Origin of the sequence: Rathayibacter sp. VKM Ac-2879 (assembly GCF_015351245.1) — a bacterium.
Classification (GTDB): Bacteria; Actinomycetota; Actinomycetes; order Actinomycetales; family Microbacteriaceae; genus Rathayibacter.
Map to the genome: position 1 here is coordinate 710,087 of NZ_JADKSO010000001.1, position 24,914 is coordinate 735,000.

The window sequence follows — 24,914 nt, forward strand, 5'->3', positions numbered from 1 at the left end:
AGAGAAATGGTGGAGTCGATCGCACGCGTGCGACACATCCGCGTCACCCCCCAGAAGGCTCGCCGTGTCGTGAACCTGATCCGCGGGAAGCAGGCTCAGGAGGCACTGGCCATCCTGAAGTTCGCGCCGCAGGGCGCGTCCGAGCCCGTCTACAAGCTCGTCGCCTCGGCGATGGCGAACGCTCGCGTCAAGGCCGATGCCTCGAACGAGTACCTCGACGACCAGGACCTGTTCGTGTCCCGCGCCTTCGTCGATGAGGGAACCACCCTCAAGCGATTCCAGCCCCGTGCTCAGGGTCGTGCCTTCCGCATCAACAAGCGCACCAGCCACATCACTGTCGTGCTGGCCACTCCTGAGGAGGGGACCAAGTAATGGGTCAGAAAGTCAACCCCTACGGTTTCCGTCTGGGAATCACGACCGACCACGTGTCGCGCTGGTTCTCCGACAGCACCAAGAAGGGCCAGCGCTACAGCGACTACCTGGCCGAGGACGTCAAGATCCGCCGTCTCCTCGCTGCGCAGCTCGACCGCGCAGGCGTCGCCCGCATCGAGATCGAGCGCACCCGTGACCGCGTCCGCGTCGACATCCACACCGCCCGCCCGGGCATCGTGATCGGTCGCCGCGGCGCCGAGGCCGAGCGCATCCGCGCCGACCTCGAGAAGCTCACGGCCAAGCAGATCCAGCTCAACATCCTCGAGGTCAAGAACCCCGAGGCCGAGGCTCAGCTGGTCGCTCAGGGCATCGCCGAGCAGCTCTCCGCCCGCGTGGCCTTCCGCCGCGCGATGCGCAAGGGTCTGCAGGGTGCACAGCGTGCCGGCGCCAAGGGCGTCCGCATCCAGGTCTCCGGCCGCCTCGGCGGCGCCGAGATGAGCCGTTCGGAGTTCTACCGCGAGGGACGCGTGCCGCTGCACACTCTCCGCGCGAACATCGACTACGGCTTCTACGAGGCGAGGACCACCTTCGGCCGCATCGGCGTGAAGGTCTGGATCTACAAGGGCGACATCACCAACAAGGAGCTCGCCCGCGAGCAGGCGAACAGCAAGTCGTCGCGCCCCGAGCGCAGCGACCGTCCGCGCCGCGCCCCCCGCCAGCAGAGCGAGGCGCCCGTCGCAGCAGGAGTTGAGGCATAACCATGTTGATTCCGCGTCGAGTCAAGCACCGTAAGCAGCACCACCCGAGTCGTTCGGGCCAGGCCACCGGTGGCACCAAGGTGTCGTTCGGTGACTTCGGTATCCAGGCCCTCACGCCCGCCTATGTGACCAACCGTCAGATCGAGTCCGCTCGTATCGCCATGACGCGCCACATCAAGCGTGGCGGAAAGGTGTGGATCAACATCTACCCCGACCGCCCGCTCACCAAGAAGCCCGCCGAGACCCGCATGGGTTCCGGTAAGGGCTCGCCGGAGTGGTGGGTCGCGAACGTTAAGCCGGGTCGCGTCCTCTTCGAGGTCGCCGGAGTCGACGAGCAGCTCGCTCGCGAAGCCATGACCCGTGCCATTCACAAGCTGCCCCTCAAGGCACGCATCATCAAGCGCGAGGAGGGAGACGCGTAATGGCGATCGGATCCAAGGAGCTCGCCCCCGCCGAGCTCGACACCTTCGAGGACGAGCGTCTCGTCACGGAGCTGAAGAAGGCCAAGGAGGAGCTGTTCAACCTCCGCTTCCAGTCGGCCACCGGCCAGCTGGACACCAACGGCCGCCTGCGTGCCGTCAAGCGTGATATCGCCCGCATCTACACGGTCATCCGTGAGCGTGAGCTAGGCATTCGCGCCACCCCCGCACCCGTCGAGGCCCCGGCCAAGGCGGAGAAGAAGCCCAAGACCAAGAAGGCCGACAAGGCCGAGGTCGAGGCGACCGAGTCGAACGAGGAGGCCAAGTAATGGCAACCGTCAATGACACCGCCGGCCACGAGTCGGCCGCCCATGACATCAAGGAGGCGGGTTCTCGCGGCTACCGCAAGACCCGCCGCGGATACGTCACCAGCGACAAGATGGACAAGACCATCACCGTCGAGGTCGAGGATCGCGTCAAGCACCCGCTCTACGGCAAGGTCATCCGCCGCACCTCGAAGGTCAAGGCTCACGACGAGCTGAACACCGCGGGCATCGGCGACCTGGTCCTCATCAGCGAGACCCGTCCCCTCAGCGCCTCCAAGCGCTGGCGCCTGGTCGAGATCCTCGAGAAGGCCAAGTAGGCCTCGGCTTACTTGAGTTAGCAGGAGAGACACATGCTTCAGCAAGAATCCCGAGTGAAGGTCGCCGACAACACCGGCGCCAAGGAACTCCTCACGATCCGCGTCCTCGGAGGCTCCGGCCGCCGTTACGCGGGTCTCGGTGACATCATCGTCGCCACCGTCAAGGACGCGATCCCCGGTGGCAACGTGAAGAAGGGCGACGTGGTCAAGGCCGTCATCGTCCGCACCGTCAAGCAGACCCGTCGTCCCGACGGCTCGTACATCAAGTTCGACGAGAACGCCGCCGTCATCCTGAAGAACGACGGGGACCCGCGCGGCACCCGCATCTTCGGACCGGTCGGTCGCGAACTCCGTGACAAGAAGTTCATGAAGATCGTCTCGCTGGCACCGGAGGTTATCTAGTCATGGCCAAGATCAAGAAGGGTGACCTCGTCCAGGTCATCTCGGGCGCGACCCAGGCCCGCGGCGGAGACCGTGGCAAGCAGGGCAAGGTTCTCGAGGTCCTGGTCGAGCGCAACCGTGTCGTCGTCGAGGGTGTGAACTTCGTCAAGAGGCACACCCGCGTCGGCCAGTCACAGCGCGGCTCGAAGGAGGGCGGCATCGAGACCGTCGAGGCTTCGATCCACCTCTCCAACGTCGCGCTCGTCGACCCGAAGACCAAGAAGCCGACCCGGGTCGGCCACCGCAACGTGGCCGTCACCAAGGACGGCGTGACCAAGACCGTTCGCGTGCGCTACGCGAAGGCGTCGGGTGAGGAACTGTAATGACTGACACCACCGCAGTGGCTGCGAAGGTTCAGCCGCGGCTCAAGGCCAAGTACCAGGCCGACATCATCCCCGCTCTCAAGGAGCAGTTCGGTTTCGCGAACGTCCACCAGGTCCCCGGCCTGGTCAAGGTCGTCGTGAACACCGGTGTCGGCGAGGCGGCCCGCGACGGCAAGATCATCGACGGTGCGATCAAGGACCTCACCGCCATCACCGGTCAGAAGCCGCAGGTCACCAAGGCCCGCAAGTCGATCGCGCAGTTCAAGCTCCGCGAGGGGCAGGCCATCGGCGCGCACGTCACCCTTCGTGGCGACCGCGCGTGGGAGTTCTTGGACCGTCTGCTCTCGGTCGCGCTGCCGCGCATCCGCGACTTCCGCGGTCTCTCCGACCGCCAGTTCGACGGCAACGGCAACTACACCTTCGGCATCACGGAGCAGTCGATCTTCCACGAGATCGACCAGGACCGCATCGACCGCGTCCGCGGCTTCGACGTGACCGTCGTGACCACCGCGAAGACCGACGACGAGGGTCGCGCGCTGCTCAAGCAGCTCGGGTTCCCGTTCAAGACGGCGGACAACGCGTAGAGCACTCCCCGAGGCCGGAGGACGGTGAGAACCGCCCTCCGGCCTCGTCGTGTGCGCGGCGCCCGGCACGGCGCACACGGAAGCACCATCGAATTCACGATCACCGAATTCTTGCTCGATCGGCTCTCGACCGCAGCCCCTCGGCCATGTACCATAGGCCGTTGGTCTGCGTTCGCGCGGCCGCTTGGGCGTCGACGTCGTCGGCGCCGTCCCACACCACAGGTCGTCACTCTTGTAAAGGGTGCCGAAACCAGGCGAGAAAGGCACCATCAGCCATGACCATGACTGATCCGGTCGCAGATCTGCTGACCAGAATCCGTAACGCGAACTCCGCGCACCACGACTCCATCTCCCTCCCCGGCTCGAAGCTCAAGGCACACATCGCTGAGATCCTCAAGCTCGAGGGCTACATCGCCGACTGGAAGGTCGAGGAGGCGCGCGTCGGCACGACGCTCTCCATCTCCCTCAAGTACGGCCCGAACCGCGAGCGCTCGATCGCCGGCATCAAGCGGGTCTCGAAGCCCGGCCTGCGCGTCTACGCGAAGTCGACCGAGATCCCCACCGTCCTCGGTGGCCTCGGCGTCGCCATCCTGTCCACCTCGAGCGGTCTGCTGACCGACCGCCAGGCCGAGAAGAAGGGCGTGGGTGGGGAAGTCCTCGCCTACGTGTGGTAACCCCTCATGTCGCGTATTGGAAGACTCCCCATCGAGATCCCGGCGGGCGTCGACGTCTCCGTCGCCGGATCCACGGTGATCGTCAAGGGCCCCAAGGGTGAGCTGACCGTCCCGGTCGCCAACCCGATCCAGGTCTCGGTCGAGAACGGCCAGGTCCTCGTGGCCCGTCCCGACGACGAGCGCGCCTCGCGCTCGCTCCACGGTCTCACTCGCACCCTCATCGCGAACGACATCGTCGGTGTCACGCAGGGCTACTCCAAGGGCCTCGAGGTCGTCGGAACCGGTTACCGCGTGCTCGCGAAGGGCTCGGACATCGAGTTCGCGCTCGGGTTCTCGCACCCGGTCGTCGTCACTCCCCCTGCGGGCATCTCGTTCACGGTCGAGGGCACCAACAAGCTCACCGTGCACGGCATCTCGAAGCAGGCCGTCGGTGAGGTGGCCGCCAACATTCGTAAGATCCGCAAGCCAGAGCCCTACAAGGGCAAGGGCGTGCGCTACGCCGGCGAGATCGTTCGCCGCAAGGCCGGAAAGAGCGGTAAGTGATCATGGGTCTCGGAACCAGAGGAAAGAGCAAGTCCGCTGCTCGCGGTCGTCGTCACGACCGCCTGCGCAAGAAGGTCGTCGGGTCCGCCGAGCGTCCCCGCCTCGTCGTCAACCGCTCGGCTCGTCACGTCTTCGTGCAGATCGTCGACGACGCGCAGGGTCGTACCCTCGTGTCGGCGTCGACCCTCGAGGCCGACCTCCGCGTGTTCGACGGTGACAAGACCGCCAAGGCCCGCAAGGTCGGCGAGCTCGTCGCCGAGCGTGCCAAGAACGCCGGTGTCGAGGCGGTCGTCTTCGACCGCGGAGGCAACAAGTACGCCGGTCGCGTCGCCGCGATCGCCGATGGAGCACGAGAGGCAGGGCTCAACCTGTGAGCGCCGCAGAGAACAAGGAACCCGAGGTCGCCGCCGTGTCGGAGGCCCCCGTCGAGACCGCTGCGTCCACGCAGCCGCAGCAGGAGGCTCGCGAGCCTCGCCGCGGCGGCCGTGACCGCAACCAGGGTGGCCGCGACCGCGGTGGCCGTGACGCCGAGAAGAGCCAGTTCCTCGAGCGCGTCGTGACCATCAACCGCGTGTCGAAGGTCGTCAAGGGTGGCCGTCGCTTCAGCTTCACCGCTCTCGTGGTCGTCGGAGACGGCAACGGGCTCGTCGGCGTCGGCTACGGCAAGGCCCGTGAGGTCCCCACCGCCATCTCCAAGGGCGTCGAGGAGGCGAAGAAGAACTTCTTCCGCGTCCCCCGCGTCGCCTCCACCATCCCCCACCCCGTGCAGGGTGAGGCCGCCGCCGGTGTGGTGCTCCTGCGCCCCGCCGCCGCGGGTACCGGTGTCATCGCCGGTGGTCCGGTCCGCGCCGTGCTCGAGTGCGCCGGCATCCACGACGTCCTGAGCAAGTCGCTCGGCTCGTCGAACACCATCAACATCGTCCACGCGACCGTCAAGGCTCTCCAGCAGCTCGAGGAGCCGCGCGCCGTCGCCGCTCGTCGCGGTCTCGACTTCGACCGGGTTGCTCCGGCTCGTCTCGTCCGTGCCGAGGCCGACGCGCTCGCCGCGGCGTCCACCGCGAAGGCAGGTGCCTGATGGCCCAGCTCAAAGTGACCCAGGTCAAGTCGAAGGTCAGCGAGAAGCAGTACCAGCGCGACACGCTGCGCTCGCTCGGCCTCAAGAAGATCGGTCAGAGCGTCGTCCGCGAGGACAACGCCCAGAACCGCGGATACGTGAAGACCGTCGCCCACCTGGTGAAGGTCGAGGAGATTGACTAATGGCTGAGACGAAGAAGGCCGCCGCGACGGAGTCCGCTCCGGTGCAGGCGACCACCACCACGAGCGCGGCGGCGCCGGCGACCAGGGAGCACGTGCTCAAGGTCCACCACCTCCGCCCCGCTGCAGGAGCCAAGAAGGCCAAGACCCGCGTGGGTCGCGGTGAGGGCTCGAAGGGCAAGACCGCCGGTCGCGGCACCAAGGGCACCAAGGCCCGCTACCAGGTGCGCGTCGGTTTCGAGGGTGGGCAGATGCCGCTGCACATGCGCACCCCGAAGCTCCGCGGCTTCAAGAACCCGTTCCGTGTCGAGTACCAGGTCGTGAACCTGTCTGCTCTCGCGGAGCTCTACCCCCAGGGTGGGGACGTCACCATCGGTGACCTCGTCGCTAAGGGTGCTGTGCGCAAGAACGAGAAGGTCAAGGTTCTCGGCGATGGCGACATTGCGGTTAAGCTGAACGTCGCGGTCGACAAGGTCTCCGGCTCTGCTGAGCAGAAGATCGTCGCTGCGGGCGGATCCATCAGGTAGCACGAGCAGCTTGTCGGTCGAGCTTGTCACGCCGACTCCTCCGGGAGTGCGTGGCAAGCTCGACCTGTATCCCGCACCAAAGATTTGAGCAGGAGACCCTAGGTAGTGTTTGGCGCCGTTGCGCGGATCTTCCGCACCCCCGACCTCCGCCGCAAGATCGGCTTCACCCTTGCGATCGTGGCGATCTTCCGGCTGGGATCCTTCATCCCCGCCCCCTTCGTCGACTTCAGTGCCGTCCAGGCCTGTCTCGCCGGAAACCAGGGCACCTCCGGTCTCTACGAGCTCGTGAACCTCTTCAGCGGCGGAGCCCTGCTCCAGCTGTCGATCTTCGCGCTCGGCATCATGCCGTACATCACGGCCTCGATCATCGTGCAGCTGCTGCGCGTGGTCATCCCTCACTTCGAGACCCTCTACAAGGAGGGCCAGTCGGGTCAGGGCAAGCTGACGCAGTACACCCGCTATCTCACGATCGCGCTCGGTGTGCTCCAGTCGACCACCCTGATCACGGTCGCCCGCTCGGGCGCGCTGTTCGGCAACTCCGGTGTGCCCGAGTGCTCGGCGCTCATCATCACCGACGAGTGGTACTCGATCCTCCTCATGGTCGTCACCATGACGGCGGGCACCGGCATCATCATGTGGATGGGCGAGCTCATCACCGAGCGCGGCATCGGCAACGGGATGTCGCTGTTGATCTTCACCTCGATCGCCGCCCAGTTCCCGACCTCGCTCTGGTCGATCGCGCAGTCGCGCGGCTTCGAGACGTTCCTCCTCGTGCTCGGAGTGGGCCTCGTGCTCGTCGTCGCCGTGGTGTTCGTCGAACAGTCGCAGAGACGCATCCCCGTGCAATACGCGAAACGGATGGTCGGTCGGCGCACCTACGGGGGCAACAACACCTACATTCCGATCAAGGTGAACATGGCAGGCGTCGTGCCCGTCATCTTCGCCTCCTCGCTCCTGTACCTGCCCGCCCTCATCGCGCAGTTCAACCAGCCGGGCGCAGGACAGGCGGCTCCGGCGTGGGTCACGTGGATCACGACCTACCTCACCAAGGGCGATCACCCGCTCTATATGGCGCTGTACTTCCTCCTGATCGTCGGGTTCACCTACTTCTACGTCGCGATCACCTTCAACCCCGACGAGGTCGCCGACAACATGAAGCGCTACGGAGGCTTCATCCCCGGCATCCGTGCGGGTCGGCCCACGGCGGAGTACCTCAATTACGTCCTGACCCGGGTGACGTTGCCCGGCTCGGTCTACCTGGGTCTGATCGCCCTTGTCCCGCTGGTCGCCCTGGCGCTAGTGGGAGCGAACCAGAACTTCCCCTTCGGCGGCACGTCGATCCTCATCATCGTCGGAGTCGGGCTGGAGACGGTGAAGCAGATCGACTCGCAGCTGCAGCAGCGTCACTACGAAGGGCTCCTCCGATGACCTCGAACCCGGTCGGCTTCCGTCTCTTGCTGATCGGCCCTCCCGGCGCAGGCAAAGGGACGCAGGCCGCCAGGCTGTGCGAGATCCTCGACGTCCCGGCGATCTCGACCGGGGACATCTTCCGCGCGAACGTCGCCAACGAGACGGAACTCGGTCTGCAGGCCAAGGCGTTCCTCGACGCCGGACGCTATGTGCCGGACGAACTCACCAACGCGATCGTGCACGACCGCCTGCAGGAGGCCGACGCCTCCACGGGCTTTCTGCTCGACGGCTACCCGCGCACGACCGAGCAGGTCGACGAGCTCGACCGGATCCTCGCGGCCGACGACAACCGTCTCGACGCGGTCGTGCAGCTCACGGCCGACCCCGACGAGGTCGTGGCTCGACTGCTCAAGCGCTCGGCCGAGCAGGGGCGTAGCGACGACACCGAGGACGTCATCCGTCGCCGTCTCGCGCTCTACGAGGAGCAGACCGCTCCACTCATCGACGTCTACGCTGCCCGCGGCCTCGTGGTCGTCGTCGATGGGCTCGGCCCTGTCGACGAGGTCACCGAGAGGATCGTGACGGCGCTCGAGGGGCATCGCGTGAGCCGTCTCGACTCGCCGGCCGCCTGAACCGTGGCGCTGCGCTCCTCCCTCTACAAGACCCCGGCCCAGCTGCGGGCGATGCTCGCACCCGGCCTCGCGACGGCCGCCTCGCTCGACGCGGTCCGCGCAGCGCTCCGCCCGGGCGTCACGACCCTCGAGCTCGACACGATCGCGGAGGCCGCGATCATCGAGCGCGGGGGGCACTCCAACTTCGCGCTCGTCCCCGGCTATCGGCACACGATCTGCGCGTCCGTGAACGACGAGGTCGTGCACGGCATCCCCGGCGGACGTGTACTCGAACCCGGCGACATCGTCTCGATCGACAGTGGCGCCGAGGTGGACGGCTGGAACGGCGACTCCGCCCTGACCCTGGTGCTGCCTGACCCGACGCGCCCCGACGAGGTCGCCGCCCGCGCCGAGCTCTCGCGCGTGACGGAGGGCTCGCTGTGGCGCGGGATCGCGGCCCTCGCCACGGCGCGGCACCTCAACGAGGTCGGTGCGGCGATCGAGGAGTACATCGAGGACGAGGCGGAACGGACCGGCCGGGTCTACGGCATCCTCACCGACTACGTCGGCCACGGCATTGGCCGATCGATGCACGAGGCGCCGCCGGTGTTCAACTATCGGGTCCGTCAGCGCGGGCCGGAGGTGAAACCCGGCCTGGTCGTCGCGATCGAGCCGATGGTCACCGCCGGCAGCGCCGAGACCGTGGTGCGCGAGGACGAGTGGACCGTGGCGACGGAGGACGGCAGTATGGCGGCGCACTGGGAGCACTCGGTTGCCGTGCATCGCGACGGAATCTGGGTGACCACACTGGCGGACGGCGGCGCGGCGGGCCTGGCGCAGTACGGCATCGTGCCGACGCCGATCGCCTAGGCGACGCGACGGAGGCGACGCCTCAGCTGTCGAAGACCCGCACGAGCTCTTCGATGAAGGCGCCGAAGTCGACCGAGCGTCGGATGAGGCGCTGCACCTCCGCGCGCTCCGAGAAGACCTCGACGAACTGGTCGAAGACGGTCTGGAAGGTGCTGCGTCCCTCCGAGGCGAAGGCGATCATCGCGATGACGTTGACGCGCTGCTCGCCCCACTGCATCGGAGTGTCGTTCACGACGATCGCTATCGACGTGCGGCGCGCGCTCATCACCATCGCATGCGGCACCGCGAGGGTGTCGGTGAAGGCCGTGGAGCTCATCCGTTCGCGGTCGATCGCCCCCTCGACGTAGTCGGCGTCGATGATGCCCCGCGCGATCATCCGCTCGCCGAGGAGGCGGATCATCGCCGCCTCGTCGCCGGCATGCAGGTTGCGGAAGAACAGCGACTCGTCGAAAAACTGCAGCAGCTCGTCCTTGATCTGGGTGCGGCGACGGTGACGTCGTACACGTGCGATGGCGCGGCGCACCGCCTCCACATCGTGATCGGTCAGGAACGGCTGCACCAGGACGACCTCGTCGGAGGCGGGCCGCTCGTCGATCGTGGTGATCACGAGGTCGGCGGTCAGCCGGCTCCAGTCGACGTCGCTCCGGGTGATCAGCGAACGCACCTCGACCTCCGTGCCGAGCGAGCGCTCGACCCGCAGCCGGAGCATGTGCGCCAGGTCGTAGTAGTTCGGGCAGACGATCACGCAGGAGAGGCGCTCCTCGCGCCGTGACACCCGCTCGAGGAACGACCCGACATGCAAGGCGATGTAGGCGATCTCGTCCTCGTTGACCGAGATGTCCCGGCGCCGCTGCAGCCCGCTGGCGAGGAACACGGCGATCTCGTAGGTCATCGGGTAGCTGGTCTTGATCGAGCGCGTCAGCGGATTGCGGGAGTAGCCGCCCTCCCCGGCGCGGGCCACGAGATTGCGCACATGCAGCGCCAGGCGCGCGATGAAGCCTTCGTCGTCGAGGTCCACGAGATAGGCGGCGTTGACCTCCGCGACGAGCTCGCGGACGACGGAGAGGTCCTCCGGGTCGACGTAGTTCTCGACGACGGCGCTGATCGGCTCGTTCTGACCGGGAGTCGCCACGCGGGTGGTCATCAGGATTCCGAGCTGAGCGAGCTCGGCGTCCGTCAGCGGCGTCGCGAAGTGCCGTTCGACGAGCTCGGCCAGAAGCGTGGCGAGCTCACCGTGCGTAGCCGACGAAGGGCGTTCGGGAGAGGGGTCGCGGATCCCCCTCGAGACGCGGTCGACGGCGATCGCGATGTGCAGGAGCACGCTGTTCACGCCGTAGTCATTGATGTAGTAGCCGCGCGACTCCAGCGCGGCGAGCAGCTCGGTCTTGAACGCGCCGAGGCCGGGCGAGGCGAACTCGCGCTGCACGTCGTCGAGGGTGAAGACGCCCTGCGCGCTCTCGTCACGGAACATCCGGGAGATCAAGCGGCGCCGTGCCTCCTCGCTGCCCTCGAGCCGTACCAGGGGACCGCGCCTGAGCAGGCCGAGCCCCGCCTCCTCGGCCAGCACCCTGACCCGGCGCAGATCGGCCTCGACCGTCGACTCGCTCACCGTGAGTGCATCGGCGAGGACATACACGTCGACGCCGGAGTCGGACTCGACGAGCCGGCGGACGATGCTGTAGAGCCGGTCGCGGGGGGTGTCCGGTTCGACGTCGCGGCTGCGCTGCGCCTCGACGAAGGCCGCATACGCGTCACGGTCGAGGCGGTAGCCGTTCGCGGAGGACTCGATCGGTTCGAGCGGAGCGGCCTGCCCCTTCACCGCGGTCACATAGCTGCGCACGCTCCGGGTCGTCACGCCGAGCCGATCGGCGAGCTCGTGCGCCGTCACCCAGCCGTCGGCGCGCAGGAGGTACTCCAGCAGGCGTTCGCGATTGTCAGGCATCAGGCTCCAGGCATGCGGTCGGTGCTCAGCACCGTGACCCGTGAGGACCCGAGCGGCACGGGCGGCGAGTCGTCCGTGCTGGCAGTCAACCACCTCCACCCCGGGTGCGGGAAACCCCGGCACCCCCGGAAGGGCGGCGTTTCCGCCCCGGCGGAAGATTGTCTGTTGGAGCGCAACGCCCTCCTCCGGCGAAGCTAGGGGAGTTACGACCCGGACGCGAGGAGGCGAACGCGGTGCGCACCATCTTGATCGTCTGCGGCGCAGGCGCATCGAGCACCTTCTTGGCCCACCGGCTGAGAGCGGTTGCGAAGGAGCGCGGCATGGCTGCCGTGTTCCGCTCCGAGACCCTCGCGGGGCTCGACACGACCCTCGCAGAGGCCGACGTCCTCCTGGTGGGGCCGCACCTCGGGCCGCAGTTCGACGGACTCCGCCAGCGCGCGGAGAGCGTCGGCGCCGCGGCAGCCCTCCTCCCGCCCGATGTCTTCGGAGCGCACGGTGCCGATGCCGTGCTCGAGACCCTTCCGGTCCTGTTCGCCGCCCACGCGGCCGGCCACGATCGGGCAGGAGCCTCCTCCACCCGCCCCGTCGTGTCGGGAGAGCCCGACGCCGGGCACCACTGACGCAGTTCCGACTGCGAGATCAAGGAGAAACGTTCATGGTCGAGCGCACCGTGCAGGTTGCATCGTCGAAGGGCCTCCACGCCCGTCCCGCCTCGCTCTTCAGCCAGGCCGCGGCGAAGTCAGGCCAGAAGGTCCTCGTCGCGAAAGGCGACGCCACCCCGGTCAACGCCGCGTCCATCCTCGGGATCATCTCGCTCGGAATCGAGCACGGCGACGAACTCACCGTGAGCGTCGAGGGCGACAACGAGGAGGCGGTGCTCGAGGAGCTCAGCACCTTCCTCACCACCGACCACGACGCCTGAGCCCCACCCGCCTCTCACCGCCGAGATCGCACGACAGGAACCGACCACTCATGACGCTGTCCACGCCGCACACCGCCTACGCCTCCGCCAAGCTCCAGGGCACCGGGGTCGGTCGGGGCCTCGCCCTCGGTCCCCTCCTGCGCATGCCCGATCCGCTGCCCGAGCCCGAGGACGTCGCGAGCACCCGCTCGGTCGCCCATGAGGAGGAGCGCGCTGTCGCGTCGCTCTCGGCCACGGCCGCGACCATCCGTCACCGCGGTGAGCGGGCCGGCGGCTCCGCGAAGGACGTGCTCGACGCGCAGGCGCTGATGGCCGAGGACCCGTCGCTCGCCGATGACGTGAAGACGCGGATCGCCGCCGGCAAGACCGCCGAGCGCGCCGTGCACGAGGCCTTCGCCGGCTTCCGCGAGCTGCTGGTCGCGATGGGCGGCTATATGGCCGAGCGGGCGACCGACCTCGACGACGTCTCGCAGCGGGTCGTCGCCCACCTGCGCGGTGTGGCCGCACCGGGCGTGCCGGAGTCGGACGAGCCGTTCGTTCTCGTGGCCCGCGATCTCGCTCCGGCCGACACCGCGCTGCTCGACCTCGACAAGGTGCTCGGGCTCATCACGAGCGACGGCGGACCGACCTCGCACACCGCGATCCTCGCCCGCGAAAAGTCGATCACCGCGATCGTCGGCACGGCCGGCGCGCTCGACCTGCGCGACGGCCAGCTCGTCATCCTCGACGCGAGCTCGGGAGTCGTGACGGTGAACCCCTCCGACGCCGAGATCGGCGACGCGAAGGCGGCGATCGCTGAGCGCGCCGAGCTGCTCGCGGCGCCCGTCCTGCCCGGGGCTCTCGCCGACGGCCATGCCGTGCCGCTGCTCGCGAACCTCGGCTCCGCGGACGGTGCCGCGAACGCGGTCGAGCTCGGCGCCGAAGGTGTGGGCCTTTTCCGCACCGAGTTCCTCTTCCTCGACGCGAAGGAGGCGCCGTCGGTCGCCGAGCAGGCCGAGCAGTACACGCGCCTCCTCGCCGCGTTCCCCGGTCGCAAGGTCGTGGTCCGTGCGCTCGACGCGGGTGCCGACAAGCCGTTGAGCTTCCTCAACGACGATCACGAGGAGAATCCCGCGCTCGGTCTGCGCGGACTGCGCGCCCTTCGCGCGAGCGAGCAGATCCTCCGCGATCAGCTGACAGCCCTCGCCCAGGCCGACGCTGCGACCGACGCCGACCTCTGGGTCATGGCGCCGATGGTCGCGACCGTCGACGAGGCCCGCTACTTCACCTCCATGGCGCGCGAGCTCGGCATCCGCACCGCCGGTGTCATGGTGGAGGTGCCCTCCTCCGCCCTGCTCGCCGACCGCATCCTCGGAGTGGCCGACTTCGCCTCCGTCGGCACCAACGACCTCACGCAGTACACCCTCGCCGCCGACCGGATGCTCGGCACTGTCTCGGCGTACCAGGACCCGTGGCACCCTGCGGTCCTCCGCCTCGTCGGCGAGGTCGGTCGCGCGGGGGCCGCGCTGGGGAAGCCTGTCGGAATCTGCGGCGAGGCCGCCGCGGACCCGTTGCTCGCCGTCGTCCTCGTCGGCCTCGGCGCGACGAGCCTCTCGATGTCGCCGTCGGCTCTCGCCGACGTGCGCGCCGAGCTGGCCGAGCACACCCTCGACGACGCCCAGCGGTTCGCCGAGCTCGCGCTCGCCGCGGACAGCGCCGCCGACGCACGTGCTGCGGTGACCGAGGCCATCGCCGCCTCCTGAAGCCGTCCCCCACCCCGCCACCAGAAATCGGAGAACACATCACATGACAACGACGTCACCGACGCAGACGCGCGGGGGAGCGCGCGTCCGCGTCCAGCGGTTCGGCACCTTCCTCTCGGGGATGGTCATGCCCAACATCGCGGCCTTCATCGCGTGGGGCTTCATCACCGCCCTCTTCATCCCGACCGGCTGGCTTCCGCTTCTCGGCGTCAAGGACCTCTGGGTCCAGCAGCTCGGCGGGTGGAGCACCGACTCCGCGGTGACGAACACCGGCCTCGTCGCACCGATGATCACCTATCTGCTCCCGCTGCTCATCGCGAACACCGGTGGCCGGATGGTCTATGGCGCCCGCGGTGGTGTGGTCGGCACGATCGCCACGATGGGCGTCATCGTCGGCGCAGGCATCCCGATGTTCATCGGCGCGATGATCATGGGCCCGCTCTCGGCCTGGCTCATGAAGAAGGTCGATTCGATCTGGGACAGCAAGATCAAGCCGGGCTTCGAGATGCTCGTCAACAACTTCTCGGCGGGCATCCTCGGCCTGATCCTCGCTGTGCTGGCGTTTTTCGGAGTGGCCCCGGTCATCACAGGGTTCACCGCTGTGCTGGAAGCGGGCGTGAACTGGCTCGTCCAGGCAGGACTCCTCCCGCTGACGAGCATCTTCATCGAGCCCGCGAAGATCCTGTTCCTCAATAACGCCGTCAACCACGGCATCCTGACGCCGCTCGGGCTGCAGCAGGCCGGTGCCACCGGCAAGTCGTTCCTGTTCCTCCTCGAGGCCAACCCCGGGCCGGGACTGGGCGTCCTCCTCGCCTTCTCGATCTTTGGAGTCGGCGCGGCCCGCGCGTCCGCCCCCAGCGCGGCGATCATCCACTTCATCGGCGGGATCCACGAGATCTACTTCCCCTACGTGCTGATGAAGCCGGCTCTGCTTGCGGCCGTCATCCTCGGAGGCGCCACCGGCATCGCCACGAACGTCGCGTTCAACTCCGGCCTTCGCGGGCCCGCCTCGCCCGGCTCGATCATCTCGATCATCCTGCAGACCGCCAGCGACAGCTATGTCGGAGTCATCCTCTCCGTCGTCCTCGCGACGGCGGTGTCGTTCCTGGTCGCATCGGTCATCATCCGAGGCAGCCGCAAGCGCGACCTCGCGGCTGCGCAGGAGGGCGACGACAGGCTCGCCGCCGCCGTCGCCGCCAACGAGGCGAACAAGGGCAAGGAGAGCGCCGTCGGCTCGCTCATCAACGCGAGCGGCGCCAACGCCCCGCAGTCCTCGGCCGGCGCGTCGACCGCGGGCGCGACGGCCACCGCGACCCAGGTCCGCACGATCGTGTTCGCCTGTGACGCCGGGATGGGGTCGTCCGCGATGGGCGCCTCCGTGCTTCGCAACAAGATGAAGAAGGCGGGCTTCGACGACGTCACGGTGACGAACAAGGCGATCGCGGCCCTCGACGACGACGTCGACCTGGTCATCACTCAGGCGGAGCTGACCGAGCGCGCCCGTCAGCGCACGCCCGGCGCGATCCACGTCTCCGTCGACAACTTCATGAACAGCCCCAAGTACGACGAGGTCGTCTCGCTCGTCGCGGAGCAGCACGGCAAGTAGTCGGCACCCCCACCGAGGGAGCCCGTAGGGTGCGACGGGGCGGATCGCTCCGCACCGGCCCCGCGGGTTCCCTCGCTTCGACCACCTCGGAAGGACTGCAGCCATGAGCGATGTGCTCACCATCGGACAGATCAACGCCTCCGGCACCGCCACGATCAAGGAGGCGGCCATCAAGGAGGCCGCCGACATGCTGGTCGGAGTCGGTGCGGTGACTCCCGCCTACTACCCGGCCATGCTCGCCCGTGAGGCGACCGTCTCGACCTACATGGGCAACCTGCTCGCCATCCCGCACGGCACCAATGAGGCGCGGGACGAGATCCGCTCCTCCGCGCTCTCGTTCGTCCGCTATGCGCAGCCGATCGACTGGGACGGCAACGAGGTCCGCTTCGTCGTCGGCATCGCGGGCGTCGACAACGAGCACCTCGAGATCCTGTCGAAGATCGCGATCCTGTTCTCGGAGGAGGACGAGGTGCAGAAGCTCCTCGAGGCGCCGGACGCGCAGGCGCTCTATGCGCTGCTCGGCGAGGTCAACTCCTGATGCCCACCGCCGTCCACTTCGGCGCTGGCAACATCGGGCGCGGATTCGTCGGCCTGATTCTGCACGGGGCCGGCTACGAGCTGGTCTTCGCGGACGTCAACGCCGCGCTGATCGATCAGCTGGCTGCCGCCGACAGCTACGAGGTGCACGCCGTGGGGGAGGAGCCGGCGACGCACGTCGTCGACCGCTTCCGTGCGGTGAACTCGGCGAGCGACGAGGAGGCGCTCGTCGCCGAGATCGCGGCCGCCGACCTCGTGACGACGGCGGTCGGGCCGAACGTGCTGCGCTTCGTGGCGCCGGCCATCGCCAGGGGTCTCGCGGCGCGAGCGGAGTCGGCTCCCCGCCTCGCCGTGATGGCGTGCGAGAACGCGATCGGCGCGACCCGCTTGCTGCAGACCGAGGTGGCCGCCAACCTCGGCCCCGACGAGTGGGAGCGGTTGCGGGCACGGGCAGTATTCGCCGACACGGCAGTCGATCGCATCGTGCCGAACCAGGAGGCGAGCCAGGGCCTCGACGTCACGGTCGAGACCTTCTTCGAGTGGGTCATCGATCGCACGCCTTTCGGGGGCGACGAGCCTGCGCTCCCGGGAGCGAGTTACGTCGATGATCTCGAGCCCTTCATCGAGCGGAAGCTCTTCACGGTCAACACCGGTCACGCGACGGCCGCCTACCTCGGCTTCGCGGCGGGCGCTCACAGGCTCTCCGACGCCTTGGCCGTCCCGGCCGTGCGCGACGCCGTGAGGGCGGCGCTCGAGGACACAAAGGCGCTCCTCGTCGCCAAGCACGGCTTCAGCGAGGCCGAGCAGGAGGCGTACCTCCAGAAGACGCTCACGCGCTTCGCCAACCCGTACCTCACCGACACGGTCGATCGGGTCGGTCGGCAGCCCCTGCGCAAGCTCTCGCGGCACGAGCGTTTCATCGGGCCGGCCGCCGAGCTCGCCGAGCGCGGCCACGATCCGAGCGGGCTGCTCGCGGCCATCGGTGCGGCGCTGCGCTTCGACGTGCCGGAGGACCCTCAGAGCGTGCAGCTGCAGGAGAAGCTCTCCTCGCTTCCGCCGGAGCAGTTCGTGTCCGAGGTCATGGGCCTCGGCACGGAGCATCCGTTGTTCCCGCAGCTCGTCGCGGTCGTCCGCGGTTCACGTCAGTCCGCCTCTCGTGACAGCTCGCGAGAGGCGGACGTCAGAAGAGGTGCCAGCGGGTGAGGGGCCACGCGACGGCGAAGACGCGGCCGGTCACGCGATCGAGGGGGACCGTCTTGACGCACGCATCGACGGGGCCGGGAGTGCCGCGGCAGGCGCCGAGGGAGTCGTTGGAGTTGGAGCGGTGGTCGCCGAGGACGAAGAGCGCGTCCTCGGGCACCGTGTACTCCTGGAAGCAGCGCATCGAGGCGGGGCTGGTCGAGCAGTCGAGCGAGCCGGGGGTGAAGGGAAAGTCCTCGAAGACGTACGACTCGTCGAGCGGTTCGCCGTCGACCAGCACATGACCCTCGGCGTCGCAGCACGAGACGGTATGGCCGCCCGTGGCGATGACGCGCTTGACGAGGAACTCCTCATGCGAGGGTCCGATGCTCGTGAGGTCGCCGAACGTCTTGACCACTTCCGAGAGCGGGCTGCCGACCGCGGCGCTCGCCCCCCACTGGGCGTCGCGCGAGAAGACGACGATCTGCCCCGACTCGGGCTCGCCGTGGAGCGCTTGAGTGCGATCGACCAGGATGCGGTCGCCGAAGAAGCCGCCTCCCTGGAGGGTGTTCTCCATCGATCCCGTCGGCACCGTGTACACCTTCACGAAGAAGGTCTGCACGAGGGCGATGACGACGATCGCGACGACGACGGTGACGAGCGGATGCGAGTACCAGCGTCTCCGGCTCGGCTCAGACCTCTGCGTGCGCGCCATCCGCACTCCCTCCGCTCGACGAGGGCAAGCCTAGAGGTCGCGGGGCCTTCCTCCGCTCGCGGGCGCCTGCATCGCGACACGCCCGAGGTGGCGGAGGAGGTTCGATTCGCGTAGTATCGACCCTTGGTGTTTTGCGCGTGCTCCGGCACGCCCGCACACCGCGATCCGGGCTCTCGCCCGGAGGTGGATCGTCGCGGAAACATTCGCACGACCAGTACACACACTACTTCCGAACGACAGTGAGGCTATGGCCAAAAAAGACGGTGTCATCGAAATCGAAGGTGCGGTTGTCGAGGCGCTCCCCAACGCGATGTTCCGCGTGGAGCTGACCAACGGACACAAAGTTCTCGCCCACATCTCGGGCAAGATGCGTCAGCACTACATCCGGATCCTCCCCGAGGACCGCGTGATCGTCGAGCTGAGCCCCTACGACCTGACCCGCGGCCGGATCGTCTACCGCTACAAGTAGGCGTTCGCTCGCTCCGTTCGCGACGTGTGTGTCCTGTAAGGAACGGCCTCGGCATCCGCCGGGAGCACGACGCCAGCGATATCAAGGAAAAGAACCATGAAGGTCAACCCCAGCGTCAAGCGCATCTGCGACCACTGCAAGATCATCCGCCGCCACGGCAACGTGATGGTCATCTGCAGCAGCAACCCCCGCCACAAGCAGCGCCAGGGCTAGTCCCGCCGCTCCGGCGGACGAGCGCAGGGACGGCTCGCCGTCCCGACGAACACAACTGAACACATCGCAGCATCAGAAATCGCGCAGCGTCCCGGCCCGCCGGGGCGGATCGCGAGGACACCTTCGGTGGAGGCCGAGGCACCGGTGCTGCATCACACCTCCACTCACTCACAGGAGAAGCCACCATGGCACGTCTGGCAGGAGTAGACATCCCGCGCGAGAAGCGCGTGGAGGTCGCACTGACCTACATCTACGGAGTCGGCCGCACCCGCGCGCTCAAGACCCTGAGCGACACCGGGATCAGCGGTGACATCCGCGTCAAGGACCTCAGCGACGAGCAGCTCGTCGCCCTCCGCGACTACATCGAGGGCAACTACAAGGTGGAGGGTGACCTCCGTCGCGAGGTCGCCGCCGACATCCGCCGCAAGGTCGAGATCGGCTCGTACGAGGGCCTCCGCCACCGTCGCGGCCTCCCGGTCCGTGGACAGCGCACCAAGACGAACGCTCGCACCCGCAAGGGCCCGAAGCGCACCGTCGCCGGCAAGAAGAAGGCCGGCCGCAAGTAACGCGGGCGACACGGACCAAGAGGAGAAACAGAATTGGCTACCCCCAAGTCGGCCGCTCGTAAGCCGCGCCGCAAGGAGAAGAAGAACATCGCTGTGGGCCAGGCCCACATCAAGTCGACGTTCAACAACACGATCGTCTCGATCACCGACCCCTCCGGGGCCGTCATCAGCTGGGCATCGTCCGGTGGAGTCGGCTTCAAGGGCTCGCGCAAGTCGACGCCGTTCGCCGCCCAGCTCGCCGCCGAGTCGGCTGCGCGCCAGGCCCAGGAGCACGGCATGAAGAAGGTGGACGTCTTCGTGAAGGGCCCGGGCTCGGGTCGCGAGACCGCGATCCGCTCGCTCCAGGCCGCAGGCCTCGAGGTCGGATCGATCAACGACGTCACCCCCCAGGCGCACAACGGCTGCCGCCCTCCGAAGCGTCGTCGCGTCTAGTTCCAGCACTCGCAGCCGTCGGTCGGCCGCACGAACCGCCTCCGGGCGAGGCGTGGGGCCGACCGGCGGATCGCGCATTTCTTTCACAACTCCACACCTCGCAAACGCACGTGTCATATAGCGGACACGTGATCGAAAGGAATCATCAGTGCTTATCGCACAGCGCCCGACGCTCACCGAGGAGAACATCTCGGAGTTCCGTTCCCGCTTCGTCATCGAGCCCCTCGAGCCCGGCTTCGGCTACACGCTCGGCAACTCGCTGCGTCGCACCCTGCTGTCCTCCATCCCCGGCGCGGCTGTCACCAGCATCCGCATCGACGGAGTCCTGCATGAGTTCACGACGGTCCCCGGCGTCCGCGAGGACGTCACCGAGATCATCCTGAACATCAAGGGTCTCGTCGTCTCCTCCGAGCACGACGAGCCGATCACCGCCTACCTGCGCAAGCAGGGTGCCGGACAGGTCACCGCTGCCGACATCTCGGCTCCGGCCGGTGTCGAGATCCACAACCCGGAGCTCGTCATCGCCACCCTGAACGACAAGGCGAAGTTCGAGCTCGAGCTCACGATCGAGCGTGGCCGCGGCTACGTCTCGGCGACGCAGAACCGCAGCGAGTTCTCCGAGGCGGGCCAGATCCCGGTCGACTCGATCTACTCGCCCGTGCTGAAGGTCACCTACCGCGTCGAGGCCACCCGTGCCGGCGAGCGCACCGACTTCGACCGTCTGGTCGTCGACGTGGAGACCAAGGCGGCGATCTCGCCTCGCGATGCCATCGCCTCCGCCGGTCGCACCCTGACCGAGCTCTTCGGCCTCGCCCGCGAGCTCAACAACGCGGCCGAGGGCATCGAGATCGGCCCCGCGCCGGTCGACGCCGTGCTCTCGACCGAGCTGTCGATGCCCATCGAGGACCTCGACCTCTCGGTGCGCAGCTACAACTGCCTCAAGCGCGAGGGCATCAACAATGTCAACGAGCTCGTCGCCCTCTCGGAGACGCAGCTCATGAACATCCGCAACTTCGGTCAGAAGTCGGTGGATGAGGTCAAGGAGAAGCTGACGGAGCTGGGCCTGTCGCTCAAGGACTCGGTTCCCGGGTTCGACGGCGCCCACTTCTACAGCTACGACGACGAGAGCATCTAGGTCTCCGCTCCGGAGCCCCGGCTCTTCGCGTCCGACCTGCTGACACCCCTTTAGTACTGGAGTAAACCCATGCCCAAGCCCACCAAGGGCCCCCGCCTCGGAGGCGGTCCCGCACACGAGCGTCTGCTGCTCGCGAACCTGGCCGCGGCCCTGTTCACGCACAAGAGCATCAAGACCACCGAGACCAAGGCCAAGCGCCTTCGTCCGCTCGCCGAGCGTCTGGTGACGTTCGCCAAGCGCGGCGACCTGCACGCGCGCCGCCGCGTGCTGGCAACCATCGGCGACAAGTCGGTCGTGCACGAGCTCTTCACCGAGATCGCGCCGCTGGTCGCCGAGCGTGAGGGCGGCTACACCCGCATCACCAAGATTGGTCCCCGTAAGGGAGACAACGCGCCGATGGCGGTCATCGAGCTCGTCCTCGAGCCCGTGACCCCGAAGGTGAAGAAGTCGCGTACCGCGGCGGCTCCGGTCGCCGAGACCGCTGCTGTCGAGGAGTCTGCCGTCGAGGACGCGCCCGTGGAGGACGCACCCGTCGAGGACGCCGCCGCGCAGGGTGTCCCGGTCGAGGAGGCCGGCGAGACCAAGTAGTCCCGCCGCATCCTCGAGAACCCTCCGTCCCCTAGGGACGGGGGGTTCTCTGCGTCCCTCGCGAAGCACGATCCCCTCGCGCGTGGCGCAAATCGTCGAATAACATGGCGTGAAAGCTCTCGCGGAGGGCTCGCGTCACGGCCGGCGCTCTCGGGGCGCACCCCGACGAACCTCGGAGGGGGACAGTGAGACCACGATCAGCCTCCGTCGCCGTCGCCGCGGTCGCCCTGTCCACCCTTCTGGCAGGTTGCTCGGGCGGTGCCCTGATCGAGGTGCCGGAGTCGGCATCGCCGACGATCGCCTCCGCCGCACGCAGCGCGGGCGAGGGCACAGCGCGCTCGGCGACCGACACGCTCGACTGTGCCGCGGCCCTCCCCGCCTCCCGGATCGAGAAAGACCTGGCACTCCCCGAGGGCGCCGTCGGCCAACCGGAGCCGTCGACCGACGGGTGTGCGTATGCGATCGCCGGCAACCCCTCGGCGATCGTTCTGACGATGGAGCCGGGCCGGCTCGCCGACACCTTCAAGCGCGCGGGACGCGCCCAAGGTGCGACTCCGGCGCCCTTGGGAACCGCGGCCTACTGGCGGCGGGGCGACGCCAGGGAGCCGTCGGAGCTCGCAGTGCTCGCGGGCGGTATCGAGGTGCACCTCGTCTCTTCGGTGGGGGAGCAGACCACGCTGGTCTCGTGGGCCGTGGCGATGCTCGCCTCCCAGGGCGTCACCCTCGTCGTCGCCTGATCCGGGCGAGCGCGCTCGGGGCGACGTCGACCTACAATCGTCGGGTGCTCCACCGCGTCCGCCTCGACCTGGCCTACGACGGCTCCGACTTCTCCGGCTGGGCGAAGCAGCCGGGCCTGCGCACCGTCCAGGGGGTGCTCGAGGAGTCGCTCGCCCTCGTGCTGGGCGCCGAGCAGACCCCCGTGCTCACTGTCGCCGGTCGAACCGACGTCGGCGTCCACGCGAGCGCCCAGGTCGCGCATGTCGACCTCACTCCCGAGCAGTGGGCGCGCCTGCGCGGCGGTCGACGGCGCGCGGGAGAGGAGCCCCTGCCTCCGGAGCAGATCCTGCAACGGAGACTGCGCGGCATCCTCGGGCAGTACTCCGATCTCTCGGTGCATCGCGTCTCGCAGGCGCCCGAGGGTTTCGACGCGCGCTTCTCGGCGCGTTGGCGGCGATACGAGTACCGACTGGCCGACGCCTCCTCGACGCGTCACCCGCTCGAGCGGGGTCACACGACATGGATCAACGAGTCCCTCGACGAGGAGTCGATGCACCGGGCGGCGCAGGCTCTGCTCGGCCTGCACGACTTCGCCTCGTTCTGTCGAGCGCGCGACGGCGCGACGACGATCCGGAGCCTCCTCGACTTCGGGTGGGAGCGCGACGCCGACGGCGTGCTGCACGCCCACGTCAAGGCAGACGCCTTCTGCCACAGCATGGTGCGCGCGCTGGTCGGCGCCTGTGTCGCGGTCGGCGCGGGCAAACTCGGTGCCGACGATGTGGCCCTGCTGCGCGACGCCGCCCGCCGCTCCAACGCCTTCGCGGTGATGCCCGCACGCGGGCTGATCCTCCGCGAAGTGGACTACCCTGCGGATGCCTCGCTTGCCCCGCGCGCGGTGCTCACCCGAGCCAGGCGGACCGCGCCCGAGGGGGCGCCAGGCGGGAAGGACGACGCATGATTCGGACACGAGCAGGGGGCACGCTCGCGATCCTCACGATCGCCCTCGCTCTGGCGGGATGCTCCTCCTCGACGATCGACATCCCGGCGGGTGCCGAGCCGACGATGCCGGCCTTCGACACTCCGACGGGGAGTGCCTCGCCGTCGCCGACCGCCGCCCCCGGCACGACCGCGACCGTCGCTCCCGGAGCGGAGGCGACCGCGGGCGCTCCGGCCAAGGAGCAGCTGGACTGCGCGACGCTTCTGTCCCTCCCGACCCTCTCGAGCGCTCTGGACGTGCCGGGCGACTTCATCTCCGCCTCCGAGCCGGGAGACGGCTGCGCGTGGTCGATGGCGGGAAATCCCGCGGCCGTGACCGTGCAGTCGACCACGGGCGCGAGCGCTCAGAGCCTGGACGCTCTGAAGGCCTCGGGCAGCGTGACCGTGACGGGTCTGGGCGAGCAGGCGTTCTACACGGCGCCCGACCCCACGATCGATCCGGCGGCCACTCTCGCGATCCTCGACGGCGATCGCCTGGTGGTGCTGCGCTCGTTCGTCGGCGGACAGGCGGCCCTCGAGACCCTCGCGACCGACGTGCTCCGGGGACTCGGCTGAACGCTCGCGCTTCCGCTGTCGTGCTCTGTGCTGTAATGTCGACCCTTGGTGTTTTCGGCCGTGAGCCGAGCGCCCGAAGTTGAGCCCTCCACCGGATCGGTTCGACCCGTCGAGGGTCGAACGGCCACGGAGCGGGATTCACGAACACCTCACTCCGATCAGAAAGCAGCACTCACGTGACTCGCACTTTTTCTCCGAAGCCGGCTGACGTCCAGCACGACTGGATCGTCATCGACGCATCCGACGTCGTGCTCGGACGCCTCGCCACGCACGCCGCAGCGCTCCTGCGCGGCAAGCACAAGGCCACCTTCGCTCCGCACATGGACATGGGCGACTTCGTCATCATCGTCAACGCCGAGAAGGTCGCCCTCACCGGCCAGAAGCTCCTCCAGAAGAAGGCCTACCGTCACTCGGGCTACCCGGGCGGCCTCTCGGCCACCACCTATGCCGAGCTCCTCGAGAAGAACCCGGTTCGCGCCGTCGAGAAGGCCATCCGCGGCATGCTCCCCAAGAACTCCCTCGGTCGTGCGCAGCTGCGCAAGCTCAAGGTGTACACGGGCTCCGAGCACCCCCACGCGGCGCAGCAGCCCCAGGCGTACGCCTTCAACCAGGTCGCCCAGTAGGCTCCGGCCCTCCCCGACACCTCAGACTTCGAAGACAAAGGATCACCTACACCGTGGCGAAGATCGCAGACCAGATCGACGTGGCTCCCGAGAGCTACTCCACCGAAAGCCCGGCCACCGAGGCGTCCTCGACGCCCCGCGCCGTCCTCAACGTCTCCGGCGCAGCCGTGGGCCGTCGCAAGCAGGCCATCGCCCGCGTGCGCCTGGTCCCGGGCTCCGGCAGCCTGACCGTGAACGCTCGCGAGTTCGCGGAGTACTTCCCCAACAAGCTGCACCAGCAGCTCATCACCGACCCGTTCAAGGTGCTCGACCTCGTCGGCTCCTACGACGTGGTCGCGAAGATCACCGGCGGTGGCCCCTCGGGTCAGGCCGGCGCGCTCCGCCTCGCCATCGCCCGCGCGCTCAACGAGATCGATCGCGAGAACAACCGCGCGATCCTGAAGAAGGCGGGCTTCCTCACCCGCGACGCCCGCGTCATCGAGCGCAAGAAGGCCGGTCTCAAGAAGGCCCGCAAGGCGTCCCAGTTCTCGAAGCGCTAGTCGCCGCGG

General features: G+C 68.2%; 36 protein-coding genes. 34 read left to right on the top strand and 2 right to left on the bottom strand.

What is annotated here, in order from left to right; translation table 11 throughout:
- Positions 1-6: 6 nt before the first annotated feature.
- The 17 genes from rplV (at position 7) to map (ending at position 9,429) form a co-directional block, all read left to right on the top strand.
- A complete protein-coding gene (rplV, locus tag ITJ45_RS03445; RefSeq protein ID WP_082480979.1) occupies positions 7-372 on the top strand; it encodes a 50S ribosomal protein L22 in 366 nt (121 codons plus the stop codon).
- Positions 372-1,130 (top strand): 30S ribosomal protein S3, encoded by a 759-nt coding sequence (rpsC, locus tag ITJ45_RS03450; RefSeq protein ID WP_194607412.1) that lies wholly within the window; start codon positions 372-374, stop codon positions 1,128-1,130. Before rplV ends, rpsC begins: the two co-directional genes overlap by 1 nt.
- A 2-nt stretch (positions 1,131-1,132) precedes the next feature.
- Positions 1,133-1,552 (top strand): 50S ribosomal protein L16, encoded by a 420-nt coding sequence (gene rplP, locus ITJ45_RS03455; RefSeq protein WP_194607413.1) that lies wholly within the window; start codon positions 1,133-1,135, stop codon positions 1,550-1,552.
- A complete protein-coding gene (gene rpmC / locus ITJ45_RS03460; protein ID WP_194607414.1) occupies positions 1,552-1,878 on the top strand; it encodes a 50S ribosomal protein L29 in 327 nt (108 codons plus the stop codon). The genes rplP and rpmC overlap by 1 nt, the downstream gene beginning before the upstream one ends.
- Positions 1,878-2,192 carry a 30S ribosomal protein S17 gene (rpsQ, locus tag ITJ45_RS03465; RefSeq protein WP_194607415.1) on the top strand — a complete coding sequence of 105 codons (315 nt, stop codon included), beginning with the start codon at positions 1,878-1,880 and terminating at the stop codon, positions 2,190-2,192. Before rpmC ends, rpsQ begins: the two co-directional genes overlap by 1 nt.
- Positions 2,193-2,225: 33 nt before the next feature.
- Positions 2,226-2,594, top strand: a complete 369-nt coding sequence (gene rplN / locus ITJ45_RS03470; RefSeq protein WP_055787095.1) for a 50S ribosomal protein L14 — start codon at positions 2,226-2,228, stop codon at positions 2,592-2,594.
- Positions 2,595-2,596: 2 nt separating this feature from the next.
- A complete protein-coding gene (rplX, locus tag ITJ45_RS03475; protein WP_194607416.1) occupies positions 2,597-2,956 on the top strand; it encodes a 50S ribosomal protein L24 in 360 nt (119 codons plus the stop codon).
- Positions 2,956-3,540, top strand: a complete 585-nt coding sequence (gene rplE / locus ITJ45_RS03480) for a 50S ribosomal protein L5 (RefSeq protein ID WP_194607417.1) — start codon at positions 2,956-2,958, stop codon at positions 3,538-3,540. Before rplX ends, rplE begins: the two co-directional genes overlap by 1 nt.
- Positions 3,541-3,815: 275 nt before the next feature.
- Positions 3,816-4,214 carry a 30S ribosomal protein S8 gene (rpsH, locus tag ITJ45_RS03485; protein ID WP_194607418.1) on the top strand — a complete coding sequence of 133 codons (399 nt, stop codon included), beginning with the start codon at positions 3,816-3,818 and terminating at the stop codon, positions 4,212-4,214.
- Between the two features lie 6 nt (positions 4,215-4,220).
- Positions 4,221-4,757, top strand: a complete 537-nt coding sequence (gene rplF, locus ITJ45_RS03490; protein WP_194607419.1) for a 50S ribosomal protein L6 — start codon at positions 4,221-4,223, stop codon at positions 4,755-4,757.
- 2 nt (positions 4,758-4,759) lie between these two features.
- Complete coding sequence (gene rplR, locus ITJ45_RS03495; protein WP_068256930.1) at positions 4,760-5,131, top strand: 50S ribosomal protein L18; 372 nt, start codon at positions 4,760-4,762, stop codon at positions 5,129-5,131.
- Positions 5,128-5,832, top strand: coding sequence for a 30S ribosomal protein S5 (rpsE, locus tag ITJ45_RS03500; RefSeq protein WP_416365262.1), 705 nt, complete (start codon positions 5,128-5,130; stop codon positions 5,830-5,832). Before rplR ends, rpsE begins: the two co-directional genes overlap by 4 nt.
- Positions 5,832-6,014, top strand: coding sequence for a 50S ribosomal protein L30 (rpmD, locus tag ITJ45_RS03505; protein WP_194607420.1), 183 nt, complete (start codon positions 5,832-5,834; stop codon positions 6,012-6,014). The genes rpsE and rpmD overlap by 1 nt, the downstream gene beginning before the upstream one ends.
- Entirely contained in the window at positions 6,014-6,538 is a 525-nt protein-coding gene (rplO, locus tag ITJ45_RS03510) for a 50S ribosomal protein L15 (protein WP_228493418.1), read from the top strand. The genes rpmD and rplO overlap by 1 nt, the downstream gene beginning before the upstream one ends.
- 105 nt (positions 6,539-6,643) lie before the next feature.
- On the top strand, positions 6,644-7,966 hold the full coding sequence (secY, locus tag ITJ45_RS03515; RefSeq protein WP_194607421.1) for a preprotein translocase subunit SecY: 1,323 nt from the start codon (positions 6,644-6,646) through the stop codon (positions 7,964-7,966).
- Positions 7,963-8,580: an adenylate kinase gene (locus tag ITJ45_RS03520; protein WP_194607422.1), complete on the top strand. Its 618-nt coding sequence runs from the start codon at positions 7,963-7,965 to the stop codon at positions 8,578-8,580. The genes secY and ITJ45_RS03520 overlap by 4 nt, the downstream gene beginning before the upstream one ends.
- 3 nt (positions 8,581-8,583) lie before the next feature.
- A complete protein-coding gene (gene map, locus ITJ45_RS03525) occupies positions 8,584-9,429 on the top strand; it encodes a type I methionyl aminopeptidase (RefSeq protein WP_194607423.1) in 846 nt (281 codons plus the stop codon).
- 22 nt (positions 9,430-9,451) lie between these two features.
- On the opposite strand, the gene ITJ45_RS03530 is transcribed toward map, so the two are convergent.
- Positions 9,452-11,371: a BglG family transcription antiterminator gene (locus ITJ45_RS03530; protein ID WP_194607424.1), complete on the bottom strand. Its 1,920-nt coding sequence runs from the start codon at positions 11,369-11,371 to the stop codon at positions 9,452-9,454.
- Between the two features lie 233 nt (positions 11,372-11,604).
- Here ITJ45_RS03530 and ITJ45_RS03535 point away from each other — a divergent pair, with 233 nt between their 5' ends.
- The 6 genes from ITJ45_RS03535 to ITJ45_RS03560 all read left to right on the top strand — a co-directional run bounded on the left by ITJ45_RS03535 (position 11,605) and on the right by ITJ45_RS03560 (position 17,381).
- Positions 11,605-11,991, top strand: a complete 387-nt coding sequence (locus ITJ45_RS03535) for a PTS sugar transporter subunit IIB (RefSeq protein ID WP_194607425.1) — start codon at positions 11,605-11,607, stop codon at positions 11,989-11,991.
- 35 nt (positions 11,992-12,026) lie between these two features.
- Positions 12,027-12,293 (top strand): HPr family phosphocarrier protein, encoded by a 267-nt coding sequence (locus tag ITJ45_RS03540; RefSeq protein ID WP_194607426.1) that lies wholly within the window; start codon positions 12,027-12,029, stop codon positions 12,291-12,293.
- Positions 12,294-12,343: 50 nt separating this feature from the next.
- Positions 12,344-14,035, top strand: coding sequence for a phosphoenolpyruvate--protein phosphotransferase (ptsP, locus tag ITJ45_RS03545; RefSeq protein WP_194607427.1), 1,692 nt, complete (start codon positions 12,344-12,346; stop codon positions 14,033-14,035).
- Positions 14,036-14,078: 43 nt separating this feature from the next.
- Positions 14,079-15,641, top strand: coding sequence for a PTS mannitol transporter subunit IICB (locus ITJ45_RS03550; protein ID WP_194607428.1), 1,563 nt, complete (start codon positions 14,079-14,081; stop codon positions 15,639-15,641).
- Positions 15,642-15,744: 103 nt separating this feature from the next.
- On the top strand, positions 15,745-16,179 hold the full coding sequence (locus tag ITJ45_RS03555) for a PTS sugar transporter subunit IIA (RefSeq protein ID WP_194607429.1): 435 nt from the start codon (positions 15,745-15,747) through the stop codon (positions 16,177-16,179).
- Complete coding sequence (locus ITJ45_RS03560) at positions 16,179-17,381, top strand: mannitol-1-phosphate 5-dehydrogenase (RefSeq protein WP_194607430.1); 1,203 nt, start codon at positions 16,179-16,181, stop codon at positions 17,379-17,381. Before ITJ45_RS03555 ends, ITJ45_RS03560 begins: the two co-directional genes overlap by 1 nt.
- On the opposite strand, the gene lepB is transcribed toward ITJ45_RS03560, so the two are convergent.
- Positions 17,359-18,072: a signal peptidase I gene (gene lepB / locus ITJ45_RS03565; protein ID WP_194607431.1), complete on the bottom strand. Its 714-nt coding sequence runs from the start codon at positions 18,070-18,072 to the stop codon at positions 17,359-17,361. The genes ITJ45_RS03560 and lepB overlap by 23 nt on opposite strands.
- Before the next feature lie 247 nt (positions 18,073-18,319).
- On the opposite strand from lepB, the gene infA reads away from it, so the two are divergent.
- The 11 genes from infA (at position 18,320) to rpsI (ending at position 24,905) form a co-directional block, all read left to right on the top strand.
- Positions 18,320-18,541, top strand: a complete 222-nt coding sequence (infA, locus tag ITJ45_RS03570) for a translation initiation factor IF-1 (RefSeq protein WP_022883252.1) — start codon at positions 18,320-18,322, stop codon at positions 18,539-18,541.
- A gap of 96 nt (positions 18,542-18,637) precedes the next feature.
- The gene (gene rpmJ / locus ITJ45_RS03575; RefSeq protein ID WP_055787164.1) at positions 18,638-18,754 is read left to right on the top strand and encodes a 50S ribosomal protein L36; all 117 of its coding nucleotides are present in this window, start codon (positions 18,638-18,640) and stop codon (positions 18,752-18,754) included.
- Between the two features lie 185 nt (positions 18,755-18,939).
- On the top strand, positions 18,940-19,320 hold the full coding sequence (gene rpsM / locus ITJ45_RS03580) for a 30S ribosomal protein S13 (protein WP_194607432.1): 381 nt from the start codon (positions 18,940-18,942) through the stop codon (positions 19,318-19,320).
- 33 nt (positions 19,321-19,353) lie between these two features.
- Positions 19,354-19,752 (top strand): 30S ribosomal protein S11, encoded by a 399-nt coding sequence (gene rpsK, locus ITJ45_RS03585; protein WP_055787170.1) that lies wholly within the window; start codon positions 19,354-19,356, stop codon positions 19,750-19,752.
- 148 nt (positions 19,753-19,900) lie between these two features.
- Positions 19,901-20,887, top strand: coding sequence for a DNA-directed RNA polymerase subunit alpha (locus ITJ45_RS03590; RefSeq protein WP_104224999.1), 987 nt, complete (start codon positions 19,901-19,903; stop codon positions 20,885-20,887).
- Between the two features lie 69 nt (positions 20,888-20,956).
- Positions 20,957-21,475 (top strand): 50S ribosomal protein L17, encoded by a 519-nt coding sequence (gene rplQ, locus ITJ45_RS03595; RefSeq protein WP_194607433.1) that lies wholly within the window; start codon positions 20,957-20,959, stop codon positions 21,473-21,475.
- Between the two features lie 185 nt (positions 21,476-21,660).
- Complete coding sequence (locus tag ITJ45_RS03600) at positions 21,661-22,212, top strand: hypothetical protein (RefSeq protein WP_194607434.1); 552 nt, start codon at positions 21,661-21,663, stop codon at positions 22,210-22,212.
- A 44-nt stretch (positions 22,213-22,256) separates the two neighbouring features.
- Positions 22,257-23,150, top strand: a complete 894-nt coding sequence (gene truA / locus ITJ45_RS03605) for a tRNA pseudouridine(38-40) synthase TruA (RefSeq protein ID WP_194607435.1) — start codon at positions 22,257-22,259, stop codon at positions 23,148-23,150.
- Complete coding sequence (locus tag ITJ45_RS03610; RefSeq protein WP_194607436.1) at positions 23,147-23,743, top strand: hypothetical protein; 597 nt, start codon at positions 23,147-23,149, stop codon at positions 23,741-23,743. Before truA ends, ITJ45_RS03610 begins: the two co-directional genes overlap by 4 nt.
- A gap of 176 nt (positions 23,744-23,919) precedes the next feature.
- Positions 23,920-24,366: a 50S ribosomal protein L13 gene (gene rplM / locus ITJ45_RS03615; RefSeq protein WP_068211148.1), complete on the top strand. Its 447-nt coding sequence runs from the start codon at positions 23,920-23,922 to the stop codon at positions 24,364-24,366.
- Positions 24,367-24,419: 53 nt separating this feature from the next.
- A complete protein-coding gene (gene rpsI / locus ITJ45_RS03620) occupies positions 24,420-24,905 on the top strand; it encodes a 30S ribosomal protein S9 (protein WP_194607437.1) in 486 nt (161 codons plus the stop codon).
- The last annotated feature ends 9 nt before the right edge of the window (positions 24,906-24,914 follow it).

Coding starts and splice junctions, on each gene's coding strand:
- rplV (WP_082480979.1), top strand. CDS start 7: ATGGTGGAGTCGATCGCACGCGTGCGACACATCCGCGTCACCCCCCAG.
- rpsC (WP_194607412.1), top strand. CDS start 372: ATGGGTCAGAAAGTCAACCCCTACGGTTTCCGTCTGGGAATCACGACC.
- rplP (WP_194607413.1), top strand. CDS start 1,133: ATGTTGATTCCGCGTCGAGTCAAGCACCGTAAGCAGCACCACCCGAGT.
- rpmC (WP_194607414.1), top strand. CDS start 1,552: ATGGCGATCGGATCCAAGGAGCTCGCCCCCGCCGAGCTCGACACCTTC.
- rpsQ (WP_194607415.1), top strand. CDS start 1,878: ATGGCAACCGTCAATGACACCGCCGGCCACGAGTCGGCCGCCCATGAC.
- rplN (WP_055787095.1), top strand. CDS start 2,226: ATGCTTCAGCAAGAATCCCGAGTGAAGGTCGCCGACAACACCGGCGCC.
- rplX (WP_194607416.1), top strand. CDS start 2,597: ATGGCCAAGATCAAGAAGGGTGACCTCGTCCAGGTCATCTCGGGCGCG.
- rplE (WP_194607417.1), top strand. CDS start 2,956: ATGACTGACACCACCGCAGTGGCTGCGAAGGTTCAGCCGCGGCTCAAG.
- rpsH (WP_194607418.1), top strand. CDS start 3,816: ATGACCATGACTGATCCGGTCGCAGATCTGCTGACCAGAATCCGTAAC.
- rplF (WP_194607419.1), top strand. CDS start 4,221: ATGTCGCGTATTGGAAGACTCCCCATCGAGATCCCGGCGGGCGTCGAC.
- rplR (WP_068256930.1), top strand. CDS start 4,760: ATGGGTCTCGGAACCAGAGGAAAGAGCAAGTCCGCTGCTCGCGGTCGT.
- rpmD (WP_194607420.1), top strand. CDS start 5,832: ATGGCCCAGCTCAAAGTGACCCAGGTCAAGTCGAAGGTCAGCGAGAAG.
- rplO (WP_228493418.1), top strand. CDS start 6,014: ATGGCTGAGACGAAGAAGGCCGCCGCGACGGAGTCCGCTCCGGTGCAG.
- ITJ45_RS03520 (WP_194607422.1), top strand. CDS start 7,963: ATGACCTCGAACCCGGTCGGCTTCCGTCTCTTGCTGATCGGCCCTCCC.
- ITJ45_RS03530 (WP_194607424.1), bottom strand. CDS start 11,371: ATGCCTGACAATCGCGAACGCCTGCTGGAGTACCTCCTGCGCGCCGAC.
- ITJ45_RS03540 (WP_194607426.1), top strand. CDS start 12,027: ATGGTCGAGCGCACCGTGCAGGTTGCATCGTCGAAGGGCCTCCACGCC.
- ptsP (WP_194607427.1), top strand. CDS start 12,344: ATGACGCTGTCCACGCCGCACACCGCCTACGCCTCCGCCAAGCTCCAG.
- ITJ45_RS03550 (WP_194607428.1), top strand. CDS start 14,079: ATGACAACGACGTCACCGACGCAGACGCGCGGGGGAGCGCGCGTCCGC.
- ITJ45_RS03555 (WP_194607429.1), top strand. CDS start 15,745: ATGAGCGATGTGCTCACCATCGGACAGATCAACGCCTCCGGCACCGCC.
- ITJ45_RS03560 (WP_194607430.1), top strand. CDS start 16,179: ATGCCCACCGCCGTCCACTTCGGCGCTGGCAACATCGGGCGCGGATTC.
- lepB (WP_194607431.1), bottom strand. CDS start 18,072: ATGGCGCGCACGCAGAGGTCTGAGCCGAGCCGGAGACGCTGGTACTCG.
- infA (WP_022883252.1), top strand. CDS start 18,320: ATGGCCAAAAAAGACGGTGTCATCGAAATCGAAGGTGCGGTTGTCGAG.
- rpmJ (WP_055787164.1), top strand. CDS start 18,638: ATGAAGGTCAACCCCAGCGTCAAGCGCATCTGCGACCACTGCAAGATC.
- rpsM (WP_194607432.1), top strand. CDS start 18,940: ATGGCACGTCTGGCAGGAGTAGACATCCCGCGCGAGAAGCGCGTGGAG.
- rplQ (WP_194607433.1), top strand. CDS start 20,957: ATGCCCAAGCCCACCAAGGGCCCCCGCCTCGGAGGCGGTCCCGCACAC.
- ITJ45_RS03610 (WP_194607436.1), top strand. CDS start 23,147: ATGATTCGGACACGAGCAGGGGGCACGCTCGCGATCCTCACGATCGCC.